This is a genomic window from Salinicola sp. CPA57 (assembly GCF_003206035.1).
In the GTDB taxonomy this organism is placed as follows: domain Bacteria; phylum Pseudomonadota; class Gammaproteobacteria; order Pseudomonadales; family Halomonadaceae; genus Salinicola; species Salinicola socius.
In genome coordinates this window covers 75,018-96,590 of record NZ_PZJR01000018.1, presented here as the reverse complement: position 1 = coordinate 96,590, position 21,573 = coordinate 75,018, and the positions used below count along the sequence as shown (strand labels likewise).

18 protein-coding genes are annotated in these 21,573 nt (G+C 63.2%); 3 read left to right on the top strand and 15 right to left on the bottom strand.

Features of this window, described 5'->3' with window-relative positions:
* The first annotated feature begins 120 nt into the window (after positions 1-120).
* Complete coding sequence (locus tag DOM36_RS18690; RefSeq protein ID WP_110643997.1) at positions 121-1,464, top strand: sugar porter family MFS transporter; 1,344 nt, start codon at positions 121-123, stop codon at positions 1,462-1,464.
* 108 nt (positions 1,465-1,572) lie between these two features.
* Here DOM36_RS18690 and clpB read toward each other — a convergent pair whose 3' ends face one another.
* From clpB to rluD, 3 genes are all read right to left on the bottom strand, one after another.
* Complete coding sequence (gene clpB, locus DOM36_RS18685; RefSeq protein WP_075570191.1) at positions 1,573-4,158, bottom strand: ATP-dependent chaperone ClpB; 2,586 nt, start codon at positions 4,156-4,158, stop codon at positions 1,573-1,575.
* Positions 4,159-4,339: 181 nt separating this feature from the next.
* Positions 4,340-5,092 (bottom strand): peptidoglycan editing factor PgeF, encoded by a 753-nt coding sequence (pgeF, locus tag DOM36_RS18680; protein ID WP_232823926.1) that lies wholly within the window; start codon positions 5,090-5,092, stop codon positions 4,340-4,342.
* 53 nt (positions 5,093-5,145) lie between these two features.
* Positions 5,146-6,102 (bottom strand): 23S rRNA pseudouridine(1911/1915/1917) synthase RluD, encoded by a 957-nt coding sequence (rluD, locus tag DOM36_RS18675; protein ID WP_075570192.1) that lies wholly within the window; start codon positions 6,100-6,102, stop codon positions 5,146-5,148.
* Positions 6,103-6,273: 171 nt separating this feature from the next.
* On the opposite strand from rluD, the gene DOM36_RS18670 reads away from it, so the two are divergent.
* A complete protein-coding gene (locus tag DOM36_RS18670; protein WP_075570228.1) occupies positions 6,274-7,086 on the top strand; it encodes an outer membrane protein assembly factor BamD in 813 nt (270 codons plus the stop codon).
* A 104-nt stretch (positions 7,087-7,190) separates the two neighbouring features.
* Here DOM36_RS18670 and DOM36_RS18665 read toward each other — a convergent pair whose 3' ends face one another.
* On the bottom strand, positions 7,191-8,831 hold the full coding sequence (locus tag DOM36_RS18665) for an NAD+ synthase (protein ID WP_075570229.1): 1,641 nt from the start codon (positions 8,829-8,831) through the stop codon (positions 7,191-7,193).
* Positions 8,832-9,022: 191 nt separating this feature from the next.
* Positions 9,023-10,138: a glycine oxidase ThiO gene (gene thiO, locus DOM36_RS18660; protein ID WP_075570193.1), complete on the bottom strand. Its 1,116-nt coding sequence runs from the start codon at positions 10,136-10,138 to the stop codon at positions 9,023-9,025.
* Between the two features lie 59 nt (positions 10,139-10,197).
* Between thiO and DOM36_RS18655 the strand changes: the two genes are divergently transcribed.
* The gene (locus DOM36_RS18655) at positions 10,198-10,728 is read left to right on the top strand and encodes a prepilin-type N-terminal cleavage/methylation domain-containing protein (RefSeq protein WP_083941772.1); all 531 of its coding nucleotides are present in this window, start codon (positions 10,198-10,200) and stop codon (positions 10,726-10,728) included.
* Positions 10,729-10,755: 27 nt separating this feature from the next.
* Here DOM36_RS18655 and DOM36_RS18650 read toward each other — a convergent pair whose 3' ends face one another.
* The 10 genes from DOM36_RS18650 to ileS all read right to left on the bottom strand — a co-directional run bounded on the left by DOM36_RS18650 (position 10,756) and on the right by ileS (position 21,540).
* A complete protein-coding gene (locus DOM36_RS18650; protein WP_075570194.1) occupies positions 10,756-11,028 on the bottom strand; it encodes a hypothetical protein in 273 nt (90 codons plus the stop codon).
* On the bottom strand, positions 11,022-11,450 hold the full coding sequence (locus DOM36_RS18645) for a type IV pilin protein (protein WP_280952812.1): 429 nt from the start codon (positions 11,448-11,450) through the stop codon (positions 11,022-11,024). Before DOM36_RS18645 ends, DOM36_RS18650 begins: the two co-directional genes overlap by 7 nt.
* Complete coding sequence (locus tag DOM36_RS18640) at positions 11,447-14,560, bottom strand: PilC/PilY family type IV pilus protein (RefSeq protein ID WP_110643995.1); 3,114 nt, start codon at positions 14,558-14,560, stop codon at positions 11,447-11,449. The genes DOM36_RS18645 and DOM36_RS18640 overlap by 4 nt, the downstream gene beginning before the upstream one ends.
* Positions 14,557-15,096 (bottom strand): hypothetical protein, encoded by a 540-nt coding sequence (locus tag DOM36_RS18635; RefSeq protein WP_110643994.1) that lies wholly within the window; start codon positions 15,094-15,096, stop codon positions 14,557-14,559. Before DOM36_RS18635 ends, DOM36_RS18640 begins: the two co-directional genes overlap by 4 nt.
* Positions 15,089-16,006 carry a prepilin-type N-terminal cleavage/methylation domain-containing protein gene (locus tag DOM36_RS18630; protein WP_110643993.1) on the bottom strand — a complete coding sequence of 306 codons (918 nt, stop codon included), beginning with the start codon at positions 16,004-16,006 and terminating at the stop codon, positions 15,089-15,091. The genes DOM36_RS18635 and DOM36_RS18630 overlap by 8 nt, the downstream gene beginning before the upstream one ends.
* A complete protein-coding gene (gene pilV, locus DOM36_RS18625; RefSeq protein ID WP_157958684.1) occupies positions 16,003-16,512 on the bottom strand; it encodes a type IV pilus modification protein PilV in 510 nt (169 codons plus the stop codon). Before pilV ends, DOM36_RS18630 begins: the two co-directional genes overlap by 4 nt.
* Before the next feature lie 105 nt (positions 16,513-16,617).
* A complete protein-coding gene (ispH, locus tag DOM36_RS18620; RefSeq protein ID WP_075570200.1) occupies positions 16,618-17,589 on the bottom strand; it encodes a 4-hydroxy-3-methylbut-2-enyl diphosphate reductase in 972 nt (323 codons plus the stop codon).
* A gap of 51 nt (positions 17,590-17,640) precedes the next feature.
* Positions 17,641-18,108, bottom strand: a complete 468-nt coding sequence (gene fkpB / locus DOM36_RS18615; RefSeq protein WP_110643991.1) for an FKBP-type peptidyl-prolyl cis-trans isomerase — start codon at positions 18,106-18,108, stop codon at positions 17,641-17,643.
* Complete coding sequence (gene lspA, locus DOM36_RS18610) at positions 18,105-18,653, bottom strand: signal peptidase II (RefSeq protein ID WP_110643990.1); 549 nt, start codon at positions 18,651-18,653, stop codon at positions 18,105-18,107. The genes fkpB and lspA overlap by 4 nt, the downstream gene beginning before the upstream one ends.
* 37 nt (positions 18,654-18,690) lie before the next feature.
* Positions 18,691-21,540: an isoleucine--tRNA ligase gene (gene ileS, locus DOM36_RS18605; protein WP_110643989.1), complete on the bottom strand. Its 2,850-nt coding sequence runs from the start codon at positions 21,538-21,540 to the stop codon at positions 18,691-18,693.
* Positions 21,541-21,573 lie beyond the last annotated feature (33 nt).

Here is a 21,573-nt window from a genome sequence, read left to right as displayed (position 1 = left end):
CGCGGCTGACGCCGACTAAAGTTGGATCGCTTTGCGCGGCGCCAACGAGACATCACTGCTGTACTGGATGTGAGCATCGATGATGATCGGCAGACAAACCCACTCGTTGGAGTAACGCGCATGTCCCCCATTGTGAAATGGTCCGCGTTCGTGGCCATGGCCGGCTTTCTATTCGGCTTCGATACCGCGGTGATCTCCGGTGCCGACAAACCCATCCAGGCGCTGTGGGGGCTGAGCGATCTCGAGCATGGCCTTTTCATCATGTCGATGGCGCTGTGGGGCACGGTACTCGGCGCCATTTTCGGCAACTGGCCGACCGACCGGCTAGGCCGACGCACGACGCTCTTCGTCATTGGCGTGCTCTATTTAGTTTCCGCCGTGGGATCGGCGCTGGCGACCGATCCGTTCTGGTTTTCGTTCTTCCGTCTGATCGGCGGCTTCGGGGTGGGGATGTCCTCGGTCGCGGCGCCGGCCTACATTTCCGAGATCGCGCCGGCTGAACGTCGCGGCAACCTGGTCGCGCTGTATCAGTTCAACGTCGTGTTCGGGATCTTCATGGCCTACGTCTCCAACGCCATTCTGGGCAGCCTGCTCGGCGACGACGCCTGGCGCTGGATGGTCGGCATCGAAGCCGTCCCGGCCCTCGTCTACACGCTGGCACTACTCAAGGTGCCGGAGAGTCCGCGCTGGCTGATTCTCAACCGCAACGACACGCGCGCCGCTGCCAAGGTGCTCGATCAGATCGACCCGCAACGCGATAACCAGGCCCAGATCGAGGAGATCCAGGCCGCCGATCGCGAAGACAGCAAAGTCCAGTCGCGATTTTTCTCGCGCCGCTACCGACTGCCCATCACGCTGGCTTTCCTGATCGCCTTCTTCAACCAGTTCACCGGCATCAACTTCGTGCTCTATTACGCGCCCCGCATTCTCGAGTCGGCGCAGCTGGGCGACAACGCCGCCCTGCTCTCCACCGCCGGCATCGGGCTGATCATGGTGCTCTTCACCATGATCGGCATGGCGCTGATCGATCGCTTCGGGCGGCGAACGCTGATGTACATCGGCTCGGTGGGATACATCATCTCGCTGTCGGTCATCTCGCATGCGTTCTTTACCGATAACCTCGGCGGCGCGCTGATTCCGTTGCAGTTGTGCCTGTTCGTGGCTGCCCATGGCATCAGTCAGGGCACGGTGATCTGGGTCTTCATCTCGGAGATATTCCCCAACCGTGAACGCGCCCGCGGACAATCGCTCGGCAGTTTCACCCACTGGTTTTTCGCCGCCGTCATCACCCTGGTCACGCCTTGGGTGCTGAGCGTATTCAACGGCGGGCCGGTGTTTGCGTTCTTCGCCTTCATGATGGTGCTGCAGGTCGTCTTCGTCGCCTTCCTGATGCCCGAGACCAAGGGCGTCGCGCTGGAGAAAATGCAGGAGAAGCTGTCGCCGCGGGGCGAACCACGCTCGTAAAAAACCCGTGACGTTGGACGCCACGGGCGGGAAGACGGTCAGGACGCGACCGTTTGACTTGAAACGTTGGAAACGATGATCGGCCCGGCGCATCGCCGGGCCGACCCGTTACTTGTCGAAGACCAGGTGATCGCCGTCGGCGCGGACACGGATGGTGTCGCCCGGCAGGAAGCGGCCCGACAGCAGATCCTGCGCCAGCGGGTTCTCGATCCGGCTCTGGATCGCACGCTTGAGCGGACGCGCGCCGAACACCGGATCGAAGCCGACCACCGCCAGTTGCGCCATCGCCTCACTGCTGACCTCGAGCTCGAGGTCACGCTCGGCGAGACGGCTGCGCAGGCGATCGAGCTGGATCGAGGCAATCGCCTGAATCTGCTCCTGGCCCAGCGCATGGAACACCACGACCTCGTCGATACGGTTGATCAATTCCGGCCGGAAGTGGTTGCCTACCACCGTCATCACCGCATCGCGCATTGCCGAGTATTCCGTTTCCTCGCCACCCATGCGCTGGATGATGTCGGAGCCCAGGTTGGAGGTCATCACGATCACGGTATTGCGGAAATCCACCGTGCGCCCCTGACCATCGGTCAGGCGGCCATCTTCCAGCACCTGCAGCAGGATGTTGAACACATCCGGATGCGCCTTCTCGACCTCGTCCAGCAGCAGCACCGAGTAGGGCTTGCGGCGTACGGCCTCGGTCAGATAACCGCCCTCCTCGTAACCGACATAACCGGGAGGCGCACCGATCAGGCGAGCGACGGAGTGCTTCTCCATGAACTCCGACATGTCGATGCGCACCATCGACTCTTCGGTATCGAACAGGAAGTTGGCCAGCGACTTGCACAGCTCGGTCTTGCCCACGCCGGTGGGGCCGAGGAACAGAAACGAGCCGTTGGGCCGGTTCGGATCGGACAACCCGGCACGCGAGCGGCGTACGGCGTTGGCCACCGCCTTGACCGCTTCGTCCTGGCCGATGACCCGCTCGTGCAGCGCGTCCTCCATGCGCAGCAGCTTGTCACGCTCGCCCTCGAGCATCTTGGCGACGGGAATGCCGGTCCAGCGCGAGACGACCTCGGCGATCTCCTCCTCGGTGACGTTGGATCGCAGCAGCTGGTGCTTGGCGGGATCCGGGCCCTCGCTATCGTTGCTCTCGGCGATCTGTCGTTCGAGTTTGGGAATCACGCCGTACTGCAGTTCGGACATCCGACCCAGGTCGCCCTGACGTCGCGCCGCTTCGAGATCGATCCGCACCTGCTCGAGCTCGGCTTTGTACTGAGCCGCGCCCTGGATGCTGGCCTTCTCGGATTTCCACACCTCTTCGAGGTCGGCGTACTCGCGCTCGAGCTCGTCGATCTGGGCTTCGAGATTGTCGAGCCGCTTCTTGGACGCCTCGTCGGTCTCCTTCTTCAGCGCCTCGCGCTCCATCTTGAGCTGGATCAGGCGCCGGTCGAGCCGATCCATCTCCTCCGGCTTGGAGTCGAGCTCCATGCGGATGCGCGATGCCGCCTCGTCGATCAGATCGATCGCCTTGTCCGGCAGTTGGCGATCGGTGATGTACCGGGTCGACAGCTTGGCCGCGGCGATGATCGCCGAATCGGTGATATCGACGCCATGATGAACCTCGTAGCGCTCCTTGAGGCCGCGCAGGATGGCGATGGTGTCCTCCTCGGACGGCTCGTCGACCAGCACTTTCTGGAAACGGCGCTCCAGCGCGGCATCCTTCTCGATATACTGCCGGTACTCGTTGAGCGTGGTGGCGCCGACGCAGTGCAGCTCGCCGCGCGCCAGCGCCGGCTTGAGCATGTTGCCGGCGTCCATGGCACCTTCGCCTTTACCGGCGCCGACCATGGTATGCAGCTCGTCGATGAACAGAATGACGCGCCCTTCTTCCTTGGACAGCTCGCTGAGCACGGATTTCAGCCGCTCCTCGAACTCGCCGCGGAACTTGGCGCCGGCCAGCAGCGAGCCCATGTCGAGAGACAGCACACGCTTGTCCTTGAGCCCCTCCGGCACTTCACCGTTGACGATACGCTGCGCCAGCCCTTCGACGATGGCGGTCTTGCCCACGCCGGGCTCGCCGATCAATACCGGGTTGTTCTTGGTCCGGCGCTGCAGCACCTGAATCGTACGACGGATCTCGTCGTCGCGGCCGATCACCGGATCCAGCTTGCCTTCGGTGGCACGGGCGGTCAGATCGAGCGTGTACTTCTCCAGCGCCTCGCGTTTCTCCTCGGCGTTGGCGTCATCGACATTGGCCCCACCGCGCAGCTCACTGATCGCACTGGCGAGACGCTTACGATCCAGCCCGGCTTGCGTGAGTACCTTGGTCAGCCCGTTCTTCATGTCCAGCGCGGCGAGCAGCACCAGCTCGATGGCGATGTACTGATCGCCGCGGGTCTGGGCTTCCCGATCGGCCAGGTTGAACAGCCGTGCCAGATCCTGGCTCATGCCGACATTGCCATCGAACTGACCCACTTCGGGAAGATTGCCGAGATATTGGGTCAGCCCTTCGCGTAACCGGCTGACCTCGCCCCCGGCCTTCTGCACCAGCCCTTTGATGCCGCTGTCGCGTGACTCGAGCAGCGCCATCAGCAGATGGCCGGGGTCGAGTTGGTTATGCCCACGCCCTACCGCCAGCGACTGTGCTTCGGCGAGCGCGTTCTGCAGCTTGGTTGTCATGCGATCCATACGCATAGGTCTACCTCCAGCAGCCGACACGAGAGTTCTCGGCGGCCCGTCGTTTTCATTAGTTGACACTTAAATGGAGGTATGTTGGATCTTTTCAAGCGAGGCGAATGAAAAATTCGCCGCGACAGAACGCCACAGACGAATGAAATTCATGAAAAGAGAGCGGGCCAGCGACAGGGCAGGCGACTCAGCGCAACCAGATCGCGCTGGCCATTCGCCCCGTGTGGCCATCATCGCGGCGATGGGAGTAGAAGCGAGACTCGCAGGCCGTGCAGAAGTGTCCACCGCTGATCGAGACGATGCCGATGCGCTCCAGTCGCAGCCGGGCGAGGCGATAGAGGTCCGCCATGTAATGGTTCAGGCGATAGGGGCTGCGCTCGAACGCGTTTTCGGCTTCGGGCTGCATGGCGACGAAAGCCTCGAACACCTCCGGGCCGACCTCGAACTGGGCGTTGGAGATCGCCGGGCCCATCCATACCATCAGCTCTTCGGGATCGACGTTCAGTGCCGCCACGCTGGCTTCCAGCACGCCGCCGGCGAGACCGCGCCAGCCAGCGTGGGCCAGTCCGACACGTGTCCCCTGGCGATCGCAGAAAAAGACCGGCAGGCAATCCGCGGTCAGAATGACGCAGGCATGACCGCGGTCGAACGCTACCGAGGCATCGGCCTGCGGAGGTTGTCGACGATAGCTCGGCCGGTCGCGCTGAACGACGCCGGCGCCATGCACCTGATCGAGCCACAACAGCGGCCGCTGATCGCCGATCTCGGTGACCAGCCGATCTCGACAGCGGACCACGGTCTCATGATCGTCACCGACGTGAGCCGCCGGATTGAACGCCGCGAAATCGCCGCGGCTGGGGCCGGTTTCACGCGTGGTGACGAAAGCGCCGACCGTACTCGGCGCGGACCAGTCAGGCAGCAGCAGCGTCGGCGCGTCCATTGCCGATGTCTCGGGCTCGTTCGTCAGCGTCGACGAACACGATTCTGAATGCATCAATCGGCCTCCTGATCCTCGCGAAGCGCGTCCAGCAGCAGAAACATGTCATCCGGCAACGGCGCCTTGCACTCGATCGGCGCGCCGCTGACAGGATGCTCGAAGCGCAGTTTATGCGCATGCAGGGCCTGCCTCGGAAATTCTCTCAGCAGCGTCTTCAGGGATTCGCCAGCGCCGGGGGGCAGCTTGAACCGCCCACCGTAGACCGGATCACCGATCAGCGGATAACGAACGTGGGCCAGATGCACCCGGATCTGGTGCGTGCGGCCGGTCTCGAGTCGACAGCGAACGTGGGTATGGCCACGAAAACGCTCCTGGACCCGATAGTGCGTAACCGCCGGTTTGCCCGACTCGGTCACGGCCTGGCGCTGACGATCCTTGGGGTGGCGGCCGATCGGTGCGTCGACCTTGCCCCCCGCGGTCATCGCGCCAACCACGATGGCGTCGTACTCACGTGACACCGTTCGCGCCTGCAGCTGTGCCACCAGCGCCGTCTGCGCCCTCAACGTCTTGGCCACCATCATCAATCCGGTGGTGTCCTTGTCGAGCCGGTGGACGATGCCCGCACGCGGAATCGCCGCCAGCGCGCCATGATGATGCAGCAGGGCGTTGAGCAGGGTGCCGTCGGGGTTGCCGGCGGCAGGATGGACGACCAGACCGGCAGGCTTGTCGATCACCATGACGTCGTCATCCTCGAAGACGATGGACAAGGGAATTGCCTGAGGCTCCCAGCGAGTTTCCTCCTCGAGCTGGGTGTCGAGCGCTAGCCGCTCGCCGCCGATCACCTTATCCTTGGGCCGGGCTTTTTGCCCGTCGATCGTCAATTCCCCCTGCTGTATCCACCCCTTGAGGCGTTCTCGCGAGAATTCAGGGAACATTTCAGCGGCAGTCTGGTCGAGACGTCGCCCGGCCAGGTGCTCGGGTACGCGTTCGTCACGCTTTAGGATGTCGGCCATACGTGGGGGTCGGTTCCGTTCGCCGGTACGTTTTGCCGGTACGTTTCGTCGGCGCGTTTCGTCAGTACGTTTTGTTAGTACGTTTCGTCAGTACACGGGTTTGCTTTATAGTGAGCCGGATTCGGCGGATTCTAGCACGGCCGCCAAGGAATGGTTGATACGAGGATGATGATGCGATTTTCTGCGCGATGTTCCGCTCTGGCCGCCCTGTTGTTGGCAGGCGCCCTGCTCGCTGGCTGCGCCAGCAACGAGCCAGCCCCCGACATGCAGGAACAGGATCTGTACCAGCAGGCCCAGAGCTCCCTCGATGCCGGCCGTTACAGCGCTGCCGTGACTCAGCTGGAAGCGCTGGATACTCGTTTCCCGTTCGGGCGCTATGCCGAACAGGCCCAGCTCGAACTGATCTATGCCTATTACGAGGTCGAGGATTGGGAGAAGACCCGCGCGGCCGCCAGCCGATTCATCCGTCTTCACCCGGATCATCCGCAGGTCGATTACGCCTACTACATGCGCGGGCTCGGTGCTTACCAGGCGGGGCGTTTCAGCCTCGAGAGCCTGGCACTGATCGATATTTCCAAGCGTGATCTCGGCGCGTCCCGCGATGCCTACGTCGATTTCGGCGAACTGGTGCGGCGTTTCCCCGATAGCGCCTACGCCCCGGACGCTCGCCAGCGCATCATCTATTTGCGCAACGTCATGGCGCGCCACGAGCTGCAAGTCGCCGACTTCTATCTTCGTAAAGGCGCCTACGTCGCCGCGGTCGAACGCGGTCGCTGGGTCATCGAGCACTACCCGAAAGCCGCAGCAACGCGTGACGCCCTGGCGGTCATGGTGGAAGGCTACCTCGGCTTGAACATGCGAGACCGCGCCGAGACCGTGCTCCAGACGCTGATCGAGAACGATCCCGACAACAGCCAGCTCGATGGCGACACCTTCGTGCCAAGGCATGTCGACGTCAATCCGCCGCTGACGTTGAACGGCTAGACACCAGGAGTCACGAGCTACGAGCTACGAGCTACGAGCTACGAGCTCAGGAATAAAAGCGCCGCTTGCNNGCAAGCGGCGCTTTTCGTGGGTCACGCGGTGATCTAAGCCCCCGGCTGCCAACCGTTGACGATGGGATAACGCCGATCGCGGCCGAAGCCCCTGAGTGTCACCCGAACCCCCACTGGCGCCTGGCGTCGCTTGTATTCGCTGCGATCGACCAGCTTGACCACCCGATAGACGTCGTCGCGCTCGAAACCGGCTTCGATGATCGCCTCGGCGCTCATGTCGCGTTCGATATAGCGTTCGAGAATCGCATCCAGCACGTCATAACCCGGCAGGGAATCGCTGTCCTGCTGATCCGGCGCCAGCTCGGCAGACGGCGGACGCGTGATTACCCGCTCGGGGATCGCCGGCTCCTGAGCATTGCGCCAGTTGGCCAGGCGGTAGACCCAAGTCTTGTAGACATCCTTGAGTGCGTTGTAGCCACCGACCATGTCGCCGTAGAGCGTGGCATAGCCCACTGCCATCTCGCTCTTGTTGCCGGTAGTCTGAACCATCAGCCCCTTCTTGTTGGAGATCGCCATCAGCAGCACGCCGCGCACGCGGGACTGCAGGTTCTCTTCCGTCGTGTCGGCCGCCAGACCGCTGAAACTGTCGGCGAGCGTTGCGGTGAACGCTTCGACCATCGGCGCGATCGGCATCACCTCATAACCGACACCCAGCATCTTCGCCTGTTCGGCGGCGTCGGCCTGGGAGATCTCGGCGGTATAGTGATACGGCATCATTACCGCATGGACGCGATCCGGCCCCAGTGCATCGACCGCAATCGCCAGCGACAACGACGAGTCGATACCGCCGGAAAGCCCCATTACCACGCCCTTGAAGCCGCTCTTGTTGACGTAGTCGCGAAGCCCGGTGACCAGCGCGCAGTAGAGATTTTCCTCGGCGCCAAGCAGCGGCTCTCGCTCGCCGCCTTGCGGCTCCCAGCTCGCTTCATCTCGCGTGAAGCGCACCGGCATCAGCCCGACCTGCCAGAACGGGGCGCGAACGGCCACCTCCCCTGCGGCGTCAAGCACCAGCGAGCCGCCATCGAACACCAGTTCGTCCTGCCCGCCGATGGCGTTGACGTAGACCAGCGGCCTGCCGACTTCCCGCGCGCGCTCGGCAAACAGACGCTCGCGCTCGGCAGGCTTGTCGAGATGAAACGGCGAGGCATTGAGCGTCACCAGAATGTCGGCGCCAGCCTCGGCCGCTTGACGCACCGGCGCACCGTCCCAGAGATCCTCGCAGATCAGAATGCCGAGCCTGGCGCCTTTATGCTCGATCATCAGCGGCTCGTGCCCCGGCTCGAAATAGCGATCCTCATCGAAGACCTGATAGTTGGGCAGCGCCTGCTTGGCATACTCGCCGCGCCACTCACCGCCCAGCAGCACGCCCGCCAGATTGTAGCGCTGGCCGCGACGCACCCCCGGGTAGCCGATGATGACCAGCGTCTCCGGGGCGATCTTGTCGATCTTGCGTGCCATCTCTTCCAGCGCGTCCTGCAGGCGTGATTCCATCGCCTCGCGCAGCAGCAGATCCTCCGGCGGGTAGCCGGTCAGAAACAGCTCGCTGAACACGACGACATCCGCACCGTGTTCGAGTCGCGCCTCGCGCACTGCCTCGATGGCCGCCGCGGTGTTAGCGGCGATATCACCTACCATCGGGTCCAGTTGCGCCATCACCAGGGTCAGATCTTGCATCGCCATCGATTTCTCCAAGCAGGTGGGCTTCTCCGGATCGCGGTATCCACAGATCGAAAGCCCTCCAGATAAGCAGCGGCGCGCTGATCACTGTTCAACGGGAACCACCATCCAACGGGAAACCGTCGCTGCGGCAACCCTTTGGGCCATTTTCGCGCATGCGATCCATAGAGGCAAAACCCCATCGATGCTCAACCTGCCGGCCGCTCGGAATGGGGCGGACAAGAGCCAGGCAAGTAGGGGCGAGGGTCGACGATCGGTTCACAGCCAATCAACTGGTCCACCAGCAGCCGGGTGGCGGCCGGCGCCAGCACCAGGCCATTGCGGTAGTGGCCGGCGTTGACATGCAGCCCCTCGAACGCTGCCACGGCCCCGATCATCGGCACGCCGTCGGGCGAGCCCGGACGTAAACCCGCCCAGTGATGCTCGACCGGACAGTCGGCCAACGCGGGAACGATGGAGAGCGCGCTGGCACGAAGCGAGGCATAGGCCTCTCCGGTCGTCTGCTTGTCGAAGCCGACCTCCTCGAGCGTCGACCCCGCCAGCACCCTGCCGTCCCCGCGGGGAATCACGTAGCGTCCGTCCTTGAGCACGACACGCTCGATTAGCCCCGGCGGCGCCTTGAACAGAATCATCTGGCCCTTGACCGGCCGGACTGGCAGTTCGACGCCGATCTCCGCCAGCAGCGCTCGCGACCAGGCGCCGGCACAGACGACGGTGTGGCCGGCGCGGATCGCGCCTTGGGGCGTCGCCACGCCCCGAATGGCATCCCCCTCGCGAATCAGCGCCGATACCTCGCACTGCTCGTGCAGATTCACCGTCGGCATCTGCAGCAGGCGTGCCCGCAGCGCCTGACCCAGCCGCGGATTGCGGATGCTGCCGAGCGTCGGCATCCATAACGCGCCATCGAAGCCCGGTGCCGCATTGGGCTCCTTGGCATAGAGCCTTTCGGCATCGATGCGCGCCAGCGGTTTGGCGACGTCCCGCGCCCAGGCGAGGGCGATGTCGACATCCTCGACTCGTAGATAGAGCAGGCCTTTCTGGCGATATTCGGGATCGATGCCGGTCTCCTCGAGCAGCCGCCCGGCCAGCTCGGGGTAGCGCCCCTCGGACCAGCTGGACAACGCCGAGATCGCTTTCGAGTAACGCCACGGGTAAAGCGGCGAGACGATACCGCCGCCGGCCCAGGAGGCTTCACGGCCACACTGGCCGCGCTCGACCAGCGCCACCGAATGGCCGGCATCGGCCAACTGCAGCGCCGTCATCATGCCGATGACACCCCCGCCCACGATCAAGAAATCCTGCATGCTGTCGATATCCTGACAAAAGGGCGATTCTACCATTCGCCCGGCACCCGGACCGCATCATGCCCTCAAGCCAAGGCGCGAAGAGCGCTTTCCACCGCCAGCGTGGCTTCACTCTTATCGAGTTGATGGTCACGTTGGCGGTCATGGCAATCGTGGCCGGGATCTCCCTTTCGGCCAGCGGATGGATAGACGCTCACCGTCTTCGCGTGGAAACGCAAGCATTGCAGCAGCGGCTGGAGGGACTACGTCAGCTATCGACTTCGACGCGCCGCTCATGGCAACTGTGTCCAGTTACAGCGTCTGGCATCGCGGGCTGTGGCGATGATTGGCTGGCGGGTTATCAGTGGGATCTGGCGGACGGCAACGCCAACCGTCTGTCGGGCAGGCACGAAGTAGAAGGGGTTGAACTGCGCCGAAGCAGTTCCAGCGCCATCGTCTTCCCCAGCGCCCCCTGGCAACTTCACACATCAATGACAAGCTTCACACTGTGTAATCACAGTGGTAGCAACAAAGTCATCGTCAACGACGCGGGCAGAATCAGAGTGGAGTACGGCAATAGCGCGGGCTGTGTGGTGGCCCCCGAGCCGTGAGCCATTGATAGGTTAGCGGTCGCAGGCTCAGCGTGGCGACTTTGCGTCCCTCTCACGCGCCTTCGCCGAGTCAAAGTGCCTTCCCAGATCGATGCAACTTTCCACAATCTGTCCCGGCCGCTCATGCGCATCCAAGTAGTGCTGGAGCGTAAACGTCGCCTGGCGATCATCGGCAATCTCGATATGGCGGATCTCGAGCCCGCCACCGGGCTGGCGTACCAGGCACTTCTGCTCGTCGGCGAGAGCCGCGGCGCTTATGACGGTCATCGCCATAAAAAGATACCGAAATCGTGTCACCATGGCCCCCACTCCATGCCATTGCGGATGATCCCTCTATCACCCCGCGAATCAAGCCATAGAATGCCGTCACCCTGCTGCGGGCTATCGGCTAACGGCGTGGCGGTCATCCGCACGTATTGATCGTCGTCGGCATCGTTGCAACCTGCCTGATCGCCGCAGACCTCGATTCGATAATCGTCGGTATCGAGTGCGCCGGCCTCGTCGCTCGTCAGCACCTCGACGCTTGGCGCATAAGTCAGGTATTGGCTGTAGTAGGCCTCCTGGCGTGCCATGGCACTCTGCAAAGCCGCCTGGCCAGCGCTGCGGCGCGAACGCTCGACGTACTGCTGATAATTGGGAATGGCAATCGCCGCTAGAATGCCCACGATAGCGACGGTGATCATCAACTCGATCAGCGTAAAGCCGCGCTGCGTCCGCATCATGGTGAAGGCTCCTCCATTTCATACCAGTAGGTCCGCCGTGTGCGATAGGGCAGCGCGAGGCCGCCGGCGTCGCCACGCGCGTCCTCGCCGACGAGTTGAGCCAGATTCGCCGTCCCGATTCCCTGCAGGAAAAGCTCGCCATCACGTACGATCAGCGATGGCCGGCCAAGCAGATACTCCCCTGCCTCGACCGCCCGTGTATTGCGATCCAGCCTGTCGTCGGGAAGATTCACCCTTCGCGCCCCATGGGCTGTCAGCAGCGCCAGTCCAAACAGATAGCTGCGGCCGATGACTGGCACGCAGATCGATGTTGGCACTTCTGGCACGTAGGCGGAAAAGTAGGTCACGCCGTTGATGGTCACGCTTTCGGAAAGCACCTTGGCACCGGGGAGCGGCAGCGCATAACCGTTATCCAGGTACATGATCCACCCGGCCTCCCGCGCCCAGACATCGGCACAGAGGCGGTCGCGGTCGCTGCGGTCGTGGCTGCAGTAGGCGTCGTTGGTGACGTCGACAAGCTGATCGGGGTCGACCGGCTTGACCGGCTCGTCAGTGGAAAACTGCGCGTCGCTGACCGCATCGCGTATCGCAAAGAAGGCATCACGTACCGGCGCCCCACGCCCGCCCTCGCCGCCGGATTTGGGATTGGCGCGATCCCCGCTGCCAATCAGAAGTAGCGCCTGGCGGCGGCCTCCTGCCACTTGGCTGACGAAATCCACGCTGTTGAAGAAGCGACGGTTGTTACGCCCACTGCCGCCCAGCTTCGCAACCTGAAGGATGTGCCACGCATCGGCGCTCACGGTCGGATCGAGATCGAGCCGCCAGAGATTGCCGCCGACATCGGCGAGATAGATACGATCGGCGACGCCGTCACTGTCGATATCCACGACCTCGGGGGCTGCCGGCATGGCGTGGCCAAAAATGCCGTCGCCGATGAACCGCTCTGGCATGGACGCATCGGCGCGATAGACCAGCGAGCCGTCGAGGGCATCGACGATATAGACCGCCCGTCCCATGGCGTCCGGGTCATTGGCATCCCGCGTCGGGTCGTCGCGTCCGGTGTCATAGCCGCCAGTGATCACGAAGACCGGATTGGCATGTCCCGGCACGCGGGTCGGGATCGGCGCCGCCCAGCTCTGCCCAAGCTCTGCGAAGTCACCCTTCGGCTCGATTTCCCAGGCGAGCCGGGGCGCGAGAGGATCGCTGACATCGATTGCATAGTAGCGATCTCCGCCACGGCGTAAACCGAATGCCAGGATGACTCGGTCGCCGTCACTGGCACGAATGCGCCCATCGCCGTTGGCATCGATACGAACGTAGGCCGGTGGGCCATCAATGCCGTAAGGGTGCTGCAAGGTCTCATCCGAGGAGATCACCTCGCGGTTCTCGCGCAGCACCGCATGGAGCGGCCCGAGTGCTCGCGGCGTGAAAGCCCACTGTTCATCCCCGGTATCGCCGTCCACGAAGTGCAGGTAGCCCGCATTCGTCCCGAAGGCGAGATACAGCTTCTCCGCGTCCTGGCTCTCCCCGCCGTAGTTGAGCGCGATCGGGTCTGAATGGAGGATGTCGCCGAGAAGCCAAGGACGCGCCTCCTGGCGATTGCCGTCGCCATCCTCGTCCTCGGTATCCCGGCCCCGACTCCAGTCGATCAGCGTCGCCAATGCCGCAGCCGGGGTCTCCGCCGCCAGGCCCCAGGCCGCGGGATCACGCATCCATCCTTCCCCGGCGCGAAAATCGACCAGGGCACCCTCGACGTCGGTAACGATCTGGCGCCCATCATGGTCGGTGGTTCGCAGCGCCCGGTCGACGGTTTGGCGCAGCAGTCCGCCGACCCCGCCCGCCTCGACGGTATTGCCGTCCGGCTCGTCGAGATCCAGCCTGTCGCTCCACCAGGTGGAAGCCGTATCCAGAATGTCTCCGGTGGAAGCGTTGAAGGCGTCGCGGCCCAACCGATCCGTCCAGGAGTCTTGCGCCACGAAGCGCAAACGCTTGAGATTGCCGCTCCAACGCGGCGTGTTACGTGGCAAAAAGCGCGGCAGGTAGAGCCTGTCGAAGCTCTGGGTGTTACTGGTAAAGGCGGCGGAGACCGCCGGCGCGGAGAAGGTCGTGCTGCGCGAGAGCACGTCGTCGATCGCCACCTGGAAGGCCGTGTATAGCTGCTCGGCATTGGTGGCCGTGAAATAGCCCACGCAGGCACCAATGCCGTGATAGCGCGTATCCTGACGCGCAACCGGGCAGCTATCGCTATCGACGTTCAGCGGCGAGGCAGTATCCGCCAGCAGTTGCTGATCGGTGTCGAAGCCGATGGTATAGGTCGTGACGGGGCCGCGCGCCAGCTCGCCGTCGGAGAACGTCTGGAGCTGCTGCATGTACTCGGCCAGCTCAGGCATGCAATTTCGAGAGACCGTTCTCCGTGCTTGAGAGTCCAGCGCATCATAACGTCCACAGCCACGGTAAAACTCGCTGCCAGCAACCAGACGGGTAATCGACGAATTCGCCTCGGTGTCATTCTGAGGGACGCCGTCGGTCATGTAGATCACGTAGATCGGCTCGCAGGGACGCAGCGGAGATCGATAACGCCCGTTGGCGATGGCGGAATCCGCATAAGTCGGATTGAGATCGGCACCCTCGCGCCGTCGCGTGCCATTCCACGGCGCTTGCCCAGCGAAATAGCGATAGACCTCGTAATACGCCTCGCAGAGCGGTGTCGAGGTGCGAGGGTCCAAGTTATGAAGCGTATCAAGCAGCGCGACTTGCTGCTGGTCACTGCTATCGAGCCCCTCTCCCGGCAAAGGAAAAATGATCCGTCCACCGTCGGGCGAGGGGCCATTGTAGTTGAAGATCGACAATCCGAAGTTAACCTTGGGGTTATCTCGCACCAGGCTGTCGACCACCGATCTGGCAACGGCAATCTTGGTCTGATTGCCCTGCTGGCCGGGGATGACATCACGCATGCTCCCGGAGGTATCGAACAGGATCATCACCTGCGGGTTACCGCCTCGCTCTTCGATGTCATAAAGACTGCGATAGATATCGGTGTCGTCGGCCCCCGCGACGCAGGCGACAGCCGCCAGCAACAGTATCGGCAGGCCGCGGAGCACGATCCTCATGGTGTCTGCTCTCCTCGATGACCGGTGAATATTCCGGCGCGACTGTCGCCCCCGGAGGAGACGTTGATCGTTTCAACGACAAGACCCAGTGCCTGAAACGAATCGGCCTGACCGGCCGCCCGCTTGCCTTCCCCGCGCAGCTCCATCGGCAGGCAGCTACCGCTGGAATAGCCAGTGACAAGACAGTCGTAACCGGGCCTCAGCAGCTCGACCGAGAGCGACAGCATCTGGTCACCGGGCGCCGACGGTTGCAAGTCGGGCCCGGCCTCGGCGCGCTGTGGCCAATCGAGCGGCTCGCCTGCCTGCGCGGTCTGGGTAACCGTGCGGAGCGTGGTGTTGTCATGACTGGCAGCTTCCAGTCGGCCATGGAGGGAGTGAAACAGGCTGCGCGCCTGCTGATGCACAACCCCGAGGCGGTTCTGCGATGTCACGGTGTTTAGCAGCGCCGTTGACGCCAGCGACAGCAGCAGCAGGAAGATCAGGCTCATGATCAACACCACCCCCTGCTGGCGCCTGGCTCCGAGACGACTACTCATCGCCGTCTCCGAACCGGTGCATCTCCAGGGGAACCACAAAGGAGAAATGCCGGTAGCGCTGGCCCGGTTGCGTCGCTACCACGCGACCATCCCTCAACGGATAGGAGCGCGAGTCATGATAAGTGGCGCGGGTCTCGGTCGAGACGACCGCTTCGATTTCGACGCCGTCGACCTGCTGCATTCGGCTGACGCTCAATTGATCGGTGTTCACCCAGCCGCCATTCTCATCCTCATTGGTGTCGTGCCAGCGATAGCTCAACGCCTCGACACCGCGCAGAATTTCCTGGTTTCTCAGATTGCTGCCGGAAATTCGAAGACGCCACAGCGTGCTGTCGCGTTTCAAGTAGTAAAGGCTGCCCTCGTACTGCCAGTTATCATCGCGGTTGGCGCGCTCCGGCAGCGCGGGGGCGTTGCCCGTGAAGAAATAGATGGAAGGGTAGAAACTACGCACGGAGGGAGAATCGCAGCCGGAGGAACAGGAATCGCCAGCGTAGCGCAGCGCCACGTAGCTTTGATCGTCCATCGCCTCATCGATGTTGCAGCCATCAGGCTTCGCGTCGGCGGCCCAGATACCCAGAGGCTGATACGGCTGACTCTCCCCGTTGCGCCCGAAAGCGAACTCGCCCTCGCAATCCGCGCCCAGCGTCAGCTCGCCGAGCCTGGCCGCGTCTGCCGGCACCCGCCCCCAGAAGTCGGCACGACGAAACTCGAAGTCGAAACGCTCACGCAGCAGCCGCATCTTGTCGGTCAGTGCCGCGTGGGCTTCTGCCTCTCGGACACTTTCAGCACTGGAGAGATAGACCCGCGAAAGCGCCAGGATCATGATCAGGCCGATGACCATTGCGATCATCAACTCGATCAGCGTCACGCCTGACTGGCGGTGCGCGCTCGCTTCCAGTCGCATTCTCATATGGCGGCCGCCCAGGTGGTCAGCTCCACCCAACGCTGCTGCTGGCGCGAATCCCGGGTCGAAACACAGGTCGGAAGGTCATCTGGCGGCGTCATTTCGAGACGAGACCGCCACACCACGGTCACGCCGATCTCACTCCCTGTTCCATCCCCGGTAGACACTTTTCGGGAACACACTTTCGCACCGGGAAGGGCATGACGACGGACCCATGTCGCCGCCCAGTCGCGCAGTCCACCGGGCGCTTCAACGCCTTCGTCATCGTCAGGGCTAGCCCCGGCATCGGCAAACTCGTAATCGCCGAGATAGCGATCGACATCGGCGTCCTCGAGCTTGACACGCTCGAGCAGGTCCTCCGCCATCAACGTGGCGGTCGCCCGAAAGCCAGACTCCTGTTCCAGCTGATGTTGCTCGACGATCAACCGCGCCGCACCCAGCAAGCCCACGCTGAACACGACGATGGCAATCAAGACTTCGATCAGCGAGAGTCCGCGCTGCGAATGCAACAAGGCCGATAATCCCAAAAGTTGAGAACGAGTCTGCTGGTCAACTGCCAGCGCGCTTCATTCGTTACTTTTTGTTATCGGCCTGGTATCAGGAAGATTGAGCGGCAGTCACACTTCGCTGGCAATCACGCGTTCGCGCAGTTCGCGGGGCATGGAGAAGGTGATGGTTTCGGCGCGACCGGAAAGTTCCTCCGGCACGCTGGCGCCCAGCGCCTGGAGCTTGTCGATGACGCCTTTGACCAGCACTTCCGGCGCGCTGGCACCGGCGGTGATGCCGATGGTCTCGACACCTTCGAGCCAGTTCGAATCGATCTGTTCGGCGTCGTCGATCAGGTAGGCCGGCGTGCCGACACGTTCGGAGAGCTCGCGCAGTCGATTGGAGTTGGAGCTGTTGACGCTGCCCACGACCAGCACCAGGTCGGCACCGGTCGCGAGTTCACGCACGGCATCCTGACGGTTCTGGGTGGCGTAGCAGATGTCATCGTTGCGTGGCCCCTGAATCTCGGGAAAATGTTCGCGCAGCGCATCGATCACCTTGGCGGTGTCGTCCATCGACAGCGTGGTCTGGGTAACGAACGCCAATCGCGAGGGGTCCCGCACCGGCAGTTTGGCGACATCCTGCTCGTCCTCGACCAGATAGATCGACCCGCCGTGGCTGTCGTCGTAGCGCCCCATGGTGCCCTCGACCTCCGGATGGCCGGCGTGGCCGATCAGCACGCACTCCTGGCCACGCTTGGCGTAGCGCAGCACTTCCATATGGACCTTGGTCACCAGCGGGCAGGTGGCATCGAAAATCTTGAGCCCGCGACGCTCGGCTTCCTGCTGTACGGCACGCGAAACGCCGTGGGCGGAGAAGATCACGATGACATTATCGGGAACCTCGTCGAGTTCTTCGACGAAGATCGCCCCGCGTTCGCGCAGCGTCTCCACCACGAAGCGGTTGTGAACCACTTCATGGCGAACATAGATCGGCGGCCCGAAGACATCGAGCGCGCGATTGACGATGTCGATGGCACGATCGACGCCGGCACAGAAACCGCGGGGATTGGCCAGCTTGATTTGCATGGGAACCTTTGACATGGCGACCTCGCTTGATGCGCTCGGATGTCGGTAGAGAAGTCGGACCGGACCTCAGTGAGTCGTGGCGGGCCTCACATCCAGAATTTCCACCTCGAAGGTCAGGGTACGCCCTGCCAGCGGATGATTGAAGTCGACCTCGACATGACGCTCGTCGACGCTAGCGATCACCCCGGGCAGCTCGCCACCGGCAGCATCGGCGAACGACATCACGGTGCCCGGCTCCACCGCTTCCTCGAAGGCATCGCGACTTAGGCGTTGCACGTTCTGTGGATTGTGCTGGCCGAAGGCGTGTTCCGGCGTGACCTCGAAGGCACCGGCATCGCCCGCCGCCAAGCCCTTGAGCGGCGCCTCGAAGCCCGGCGGCAGGTTGCCGTCGCCAAGCTGGAACGTCGCCGGCTGCTTGTCACGGGTCGAGTCGACGACTTCGCCGTCCTCGAGTTTGACCGTGAAATGCAGCGTGATCTCCATGCCGTCGTCGATGCGATAGTCGCGATCGTCCTGTTGGCCGTTCTCGTTCATGAGTCACCCTTGGTTGAAGAGGATTCCCCTTTGGTGGAAGAAGGTTCGTCCTTGCTGGCGGCCTGAGAGGCTTTCGGCCGGCGCGAATCGAACAGTGACTGCAGCACCAGTCCGACCGCCCCCAGCGTGATCGCGGTATCGGCCAGGTTGAACGCCGGGTAGTACCAGTCGCCCCAGTGAAACGACAGGTAGTCGACCACGTAGCCGTGCACCAGACGGTCGTAGAGATTGCCGATGGCGCCGCCGATCACCAGCGTCAGCGAGATCGCGGTGAGCGTCTCGCCGCGTTTCAGTCTCGACAGCCATATCGTCAGACCGATACTGGCGCCGATGGCGATGAACGCGAACAGCCAGCGCTGCCAGCCCGCATGCTCGGCCAGGAAACTGAATGCTGCGCCGGTATTGTGCAAAAGCGTCAGATTGAAGATCGGCAACACTTCCAGCGGCCGACCGTAATCGAGATGGGCGGACGCCAGCGCCTTGATGCCCAGATCGAGCACGATGACCACCAGCGACAGCCACAGCCAGCGCAGCGGCCGCTGCATCGGCAGCGACCGGTCGATGGGTTGGGAAGACGTGGATTCAGGCAAAGCGACGTACCTCTCCCGGGCCATCCGGCAGATTGGCGATGGATCGGGCCGACAGCGTCGGATAGTCGGGATTCGCCCCCACGTCGGCACGGCGCTCCCAACTGCGCTCGTCCTTCTCATGCGGGCTCATGGCCACCGCGACCTTGAGACCGTCGAGCTCGGTGGCCCTGGCGTCGCCGGCCTGCGCCAGCGGCTGGAGCGTCGCCTCGGAGGTGATCAGCACGAAGCGCAGCTCATCCTCGAACCGTGACAGCAGCGCGTTCAGCGTATCGTCGACGTAGAGCGTCACTTCACTGTCCAGCGCGCCCTTGATGGTGCCAGCGTTGCGGGCATCCTCGAGCTGCTTGTTGACCGCCTGCTTGACCGCGATCACCTGCTCCCAGAACTGGCGCCCCATGGCGGCGTCTTCGGGCAGCATGGAGAGGCCGTCATAGTAGGTCTCGAGATGGACGCTCGCGCCGCGTTCGCCGGGGATGTTCTCGTAGATCTCTTCGGCGGTGAACGACAGAATCGGCGCGACCCAGCGTGCCAGCGCTTCGACGATATGATACAGCGCGGTCTGGCAACTGCGACGGGCCAGCGAATCGGGCTGGGTGGTGTACTGGCGATCCTTGATGATATCGAGATAGAAGCCGCCCATGTCCCGCGCACAGAAATCGTGGACCTGCTGATAGACATCGCGGAAACGATAGTCGCTGTAGGCCTTCTGAATACGCCCCTGCAGCTCGGCGGCACGATCCACCGCCCAACGATCCAGCGCCAGCATGTCGTCGAAGGCCACAGCGTCGCGGCTCGGCTCGAAGCCGGTCAGGTTGCCGAGCAGGAAGCGCGAGGTGTTGCGAATCCGTCGGTAGACATCGGCGGTGCGCTTGAGGATCTCATCGGAGACCGCCATCTCGCCGGAGTAGTCGGTCGAGGCGACCCACAGCCGCAGGATATCGGCACCCAACTTGTCCATCACCTGCTGCGGCGCCACCACGTTGCCCAATGACTTGGACATCTTGCGGCCTTTCTCGTCGACGGTAAAACCGTGGGTCAGCAGCGACTTGTAGGGCGGATGGCCGTCGATGGCGCAGCCGGTCAGCAGCGAGGAGTGGAACCAGCCACGGTGCTGATCCGAGCCTTCGAGATAGAGATCGGCGCGTGGCCCGTGTTCATGACCGAGCGGATGCGATCCGCGCAGCACGTGCCAATGAGTGGTGCCGGAATCGAACCAGACGTCGAGAGTGTCGGTGACCTTCTCATAGGCGTCGGCCTCGTCGCCCAGCAGCTCGCTCGGCTCGAGCTTGAACCAGGCTTCGATGCCCTCCTGCTCGACGCGGCTTGCCACCGCCTCCATCAGCTCGACGGTACGCGGATGCAGCTCGCCGCTCGCCTTGTCGAGGAAGAACGGGATCGGCACGCCCCAGTTGCGCTGACGTGAAATGCACCAGTCGGGCCGATTGGCGATCATCGAATGCAGCCGCGCCTGGCCCCAGCCGGGGATGAAATCGGTGGCATCGACGCCGGCCAGTGCCTTGTCGCGCAGCGTCTTGCCGTCGGCGCCTTCCAGGTCCATGCCCACGAACCACTGCGCGGTGGCGCGGTAGATCACCGGCGTCTTGTGGCGCCAGCAGTGCATGTAGCTATGGGTGATCTTGTCGTGGGCCATCAGCGCCCCGGCGTCTTCCAGACTGGCGACGATCTGCGGATTGGCCTTCCAGATCATCTGGCCGCCGAACAGCGGCAGATCGCCTGCGTAAACCCCGTTGCTCTGGACCGGATTGAGAATCTCGTCGAAGCTCATGCCGTAGGCGCGGCAGGTATGGAAATCGTCCTCGCCGTAGGCGGGCGAGGAGTGAACGATCCCGGTGCCCGCGCCCAGCTCGACGTAGTCGGCCAGATAGATCGGCGAGATTCGGTCGTAGCCGTCGTCCAGCCCCGCCAATGGATGACGGAAAGCGAGGTTCTCGAGACGCTCGCCCGGCGCGGTGGCGACGGTCTCGCCGGTCAGGCCGAAACGCGCGAGGCTCGACTCGACCAGCTCCTCGGCCAGCAGCAGCAGACGCTCGCCGGTGTCGACCAGGGCGTAGACGAACTCTGGGTGCACGTTCATCGCCTGATTGGCCGGGATGGTCCAGGGCGTAGTGGTCCAGATCACCGCTGCCGCCGGCTTGGGCAGCGATTCGAGCCCGAACGCGGCCGCCAGTTTGGCATCGTCGACACTGGGGAAGGCGACATCGATGGCATCGGACTGCTTGTCCTGATACTCGACCTCCGCTTCGGCCAGCGCCGACCCGCAATCGAAGCACCAGTTGACCGGTTTCAATCCCTTGAACACGTAGCCACCCTTGACCATCTCGGCAAGGGCCCGGATCTCGCCCGCTTCGTTGGCGAAATTCATGGTCAGGTACGGATTGCCCCAATCGCCCTGAACGCCGAGACGGACGAAGCCTTCCTTCTGCACTTCGACCTGGGCCGCGGCGTATTCGCGGCACAGCGCGCGAGCTTCGGCGGCCGGCAGATGCTTGCCGTGAGTGGTTTCGACCTTGTGCTCGATCGGCAGCCCGTGGCAGTCCCAGCCCGGCACGTAGGGGGCGTCGAAGCCGGCCAGACTCTTCGACTTGACGATGAAATCCTTGAGCAGCTTGTTGACCGCGTGACCGATGTGAATGCTGCCGTTGGCGTAAGGAGGGCCGTCATGGAGCACGAACCGCTCGCGGCCCTGGCGCGCTTCGCGCAACTTGGCGTAGAGGTTCATGTCGTTCCACTGCGCGATTCGACTCGGCTCCCGCGCCGGCAGGTTGCCGCGCATGGGAAAGTCGGTCGATGGCAGATTCAGCGTGTGCTTGTAGTCGCTCATGGCTATTTCGGTCCGCTCAAGGCTGGTTTCAGG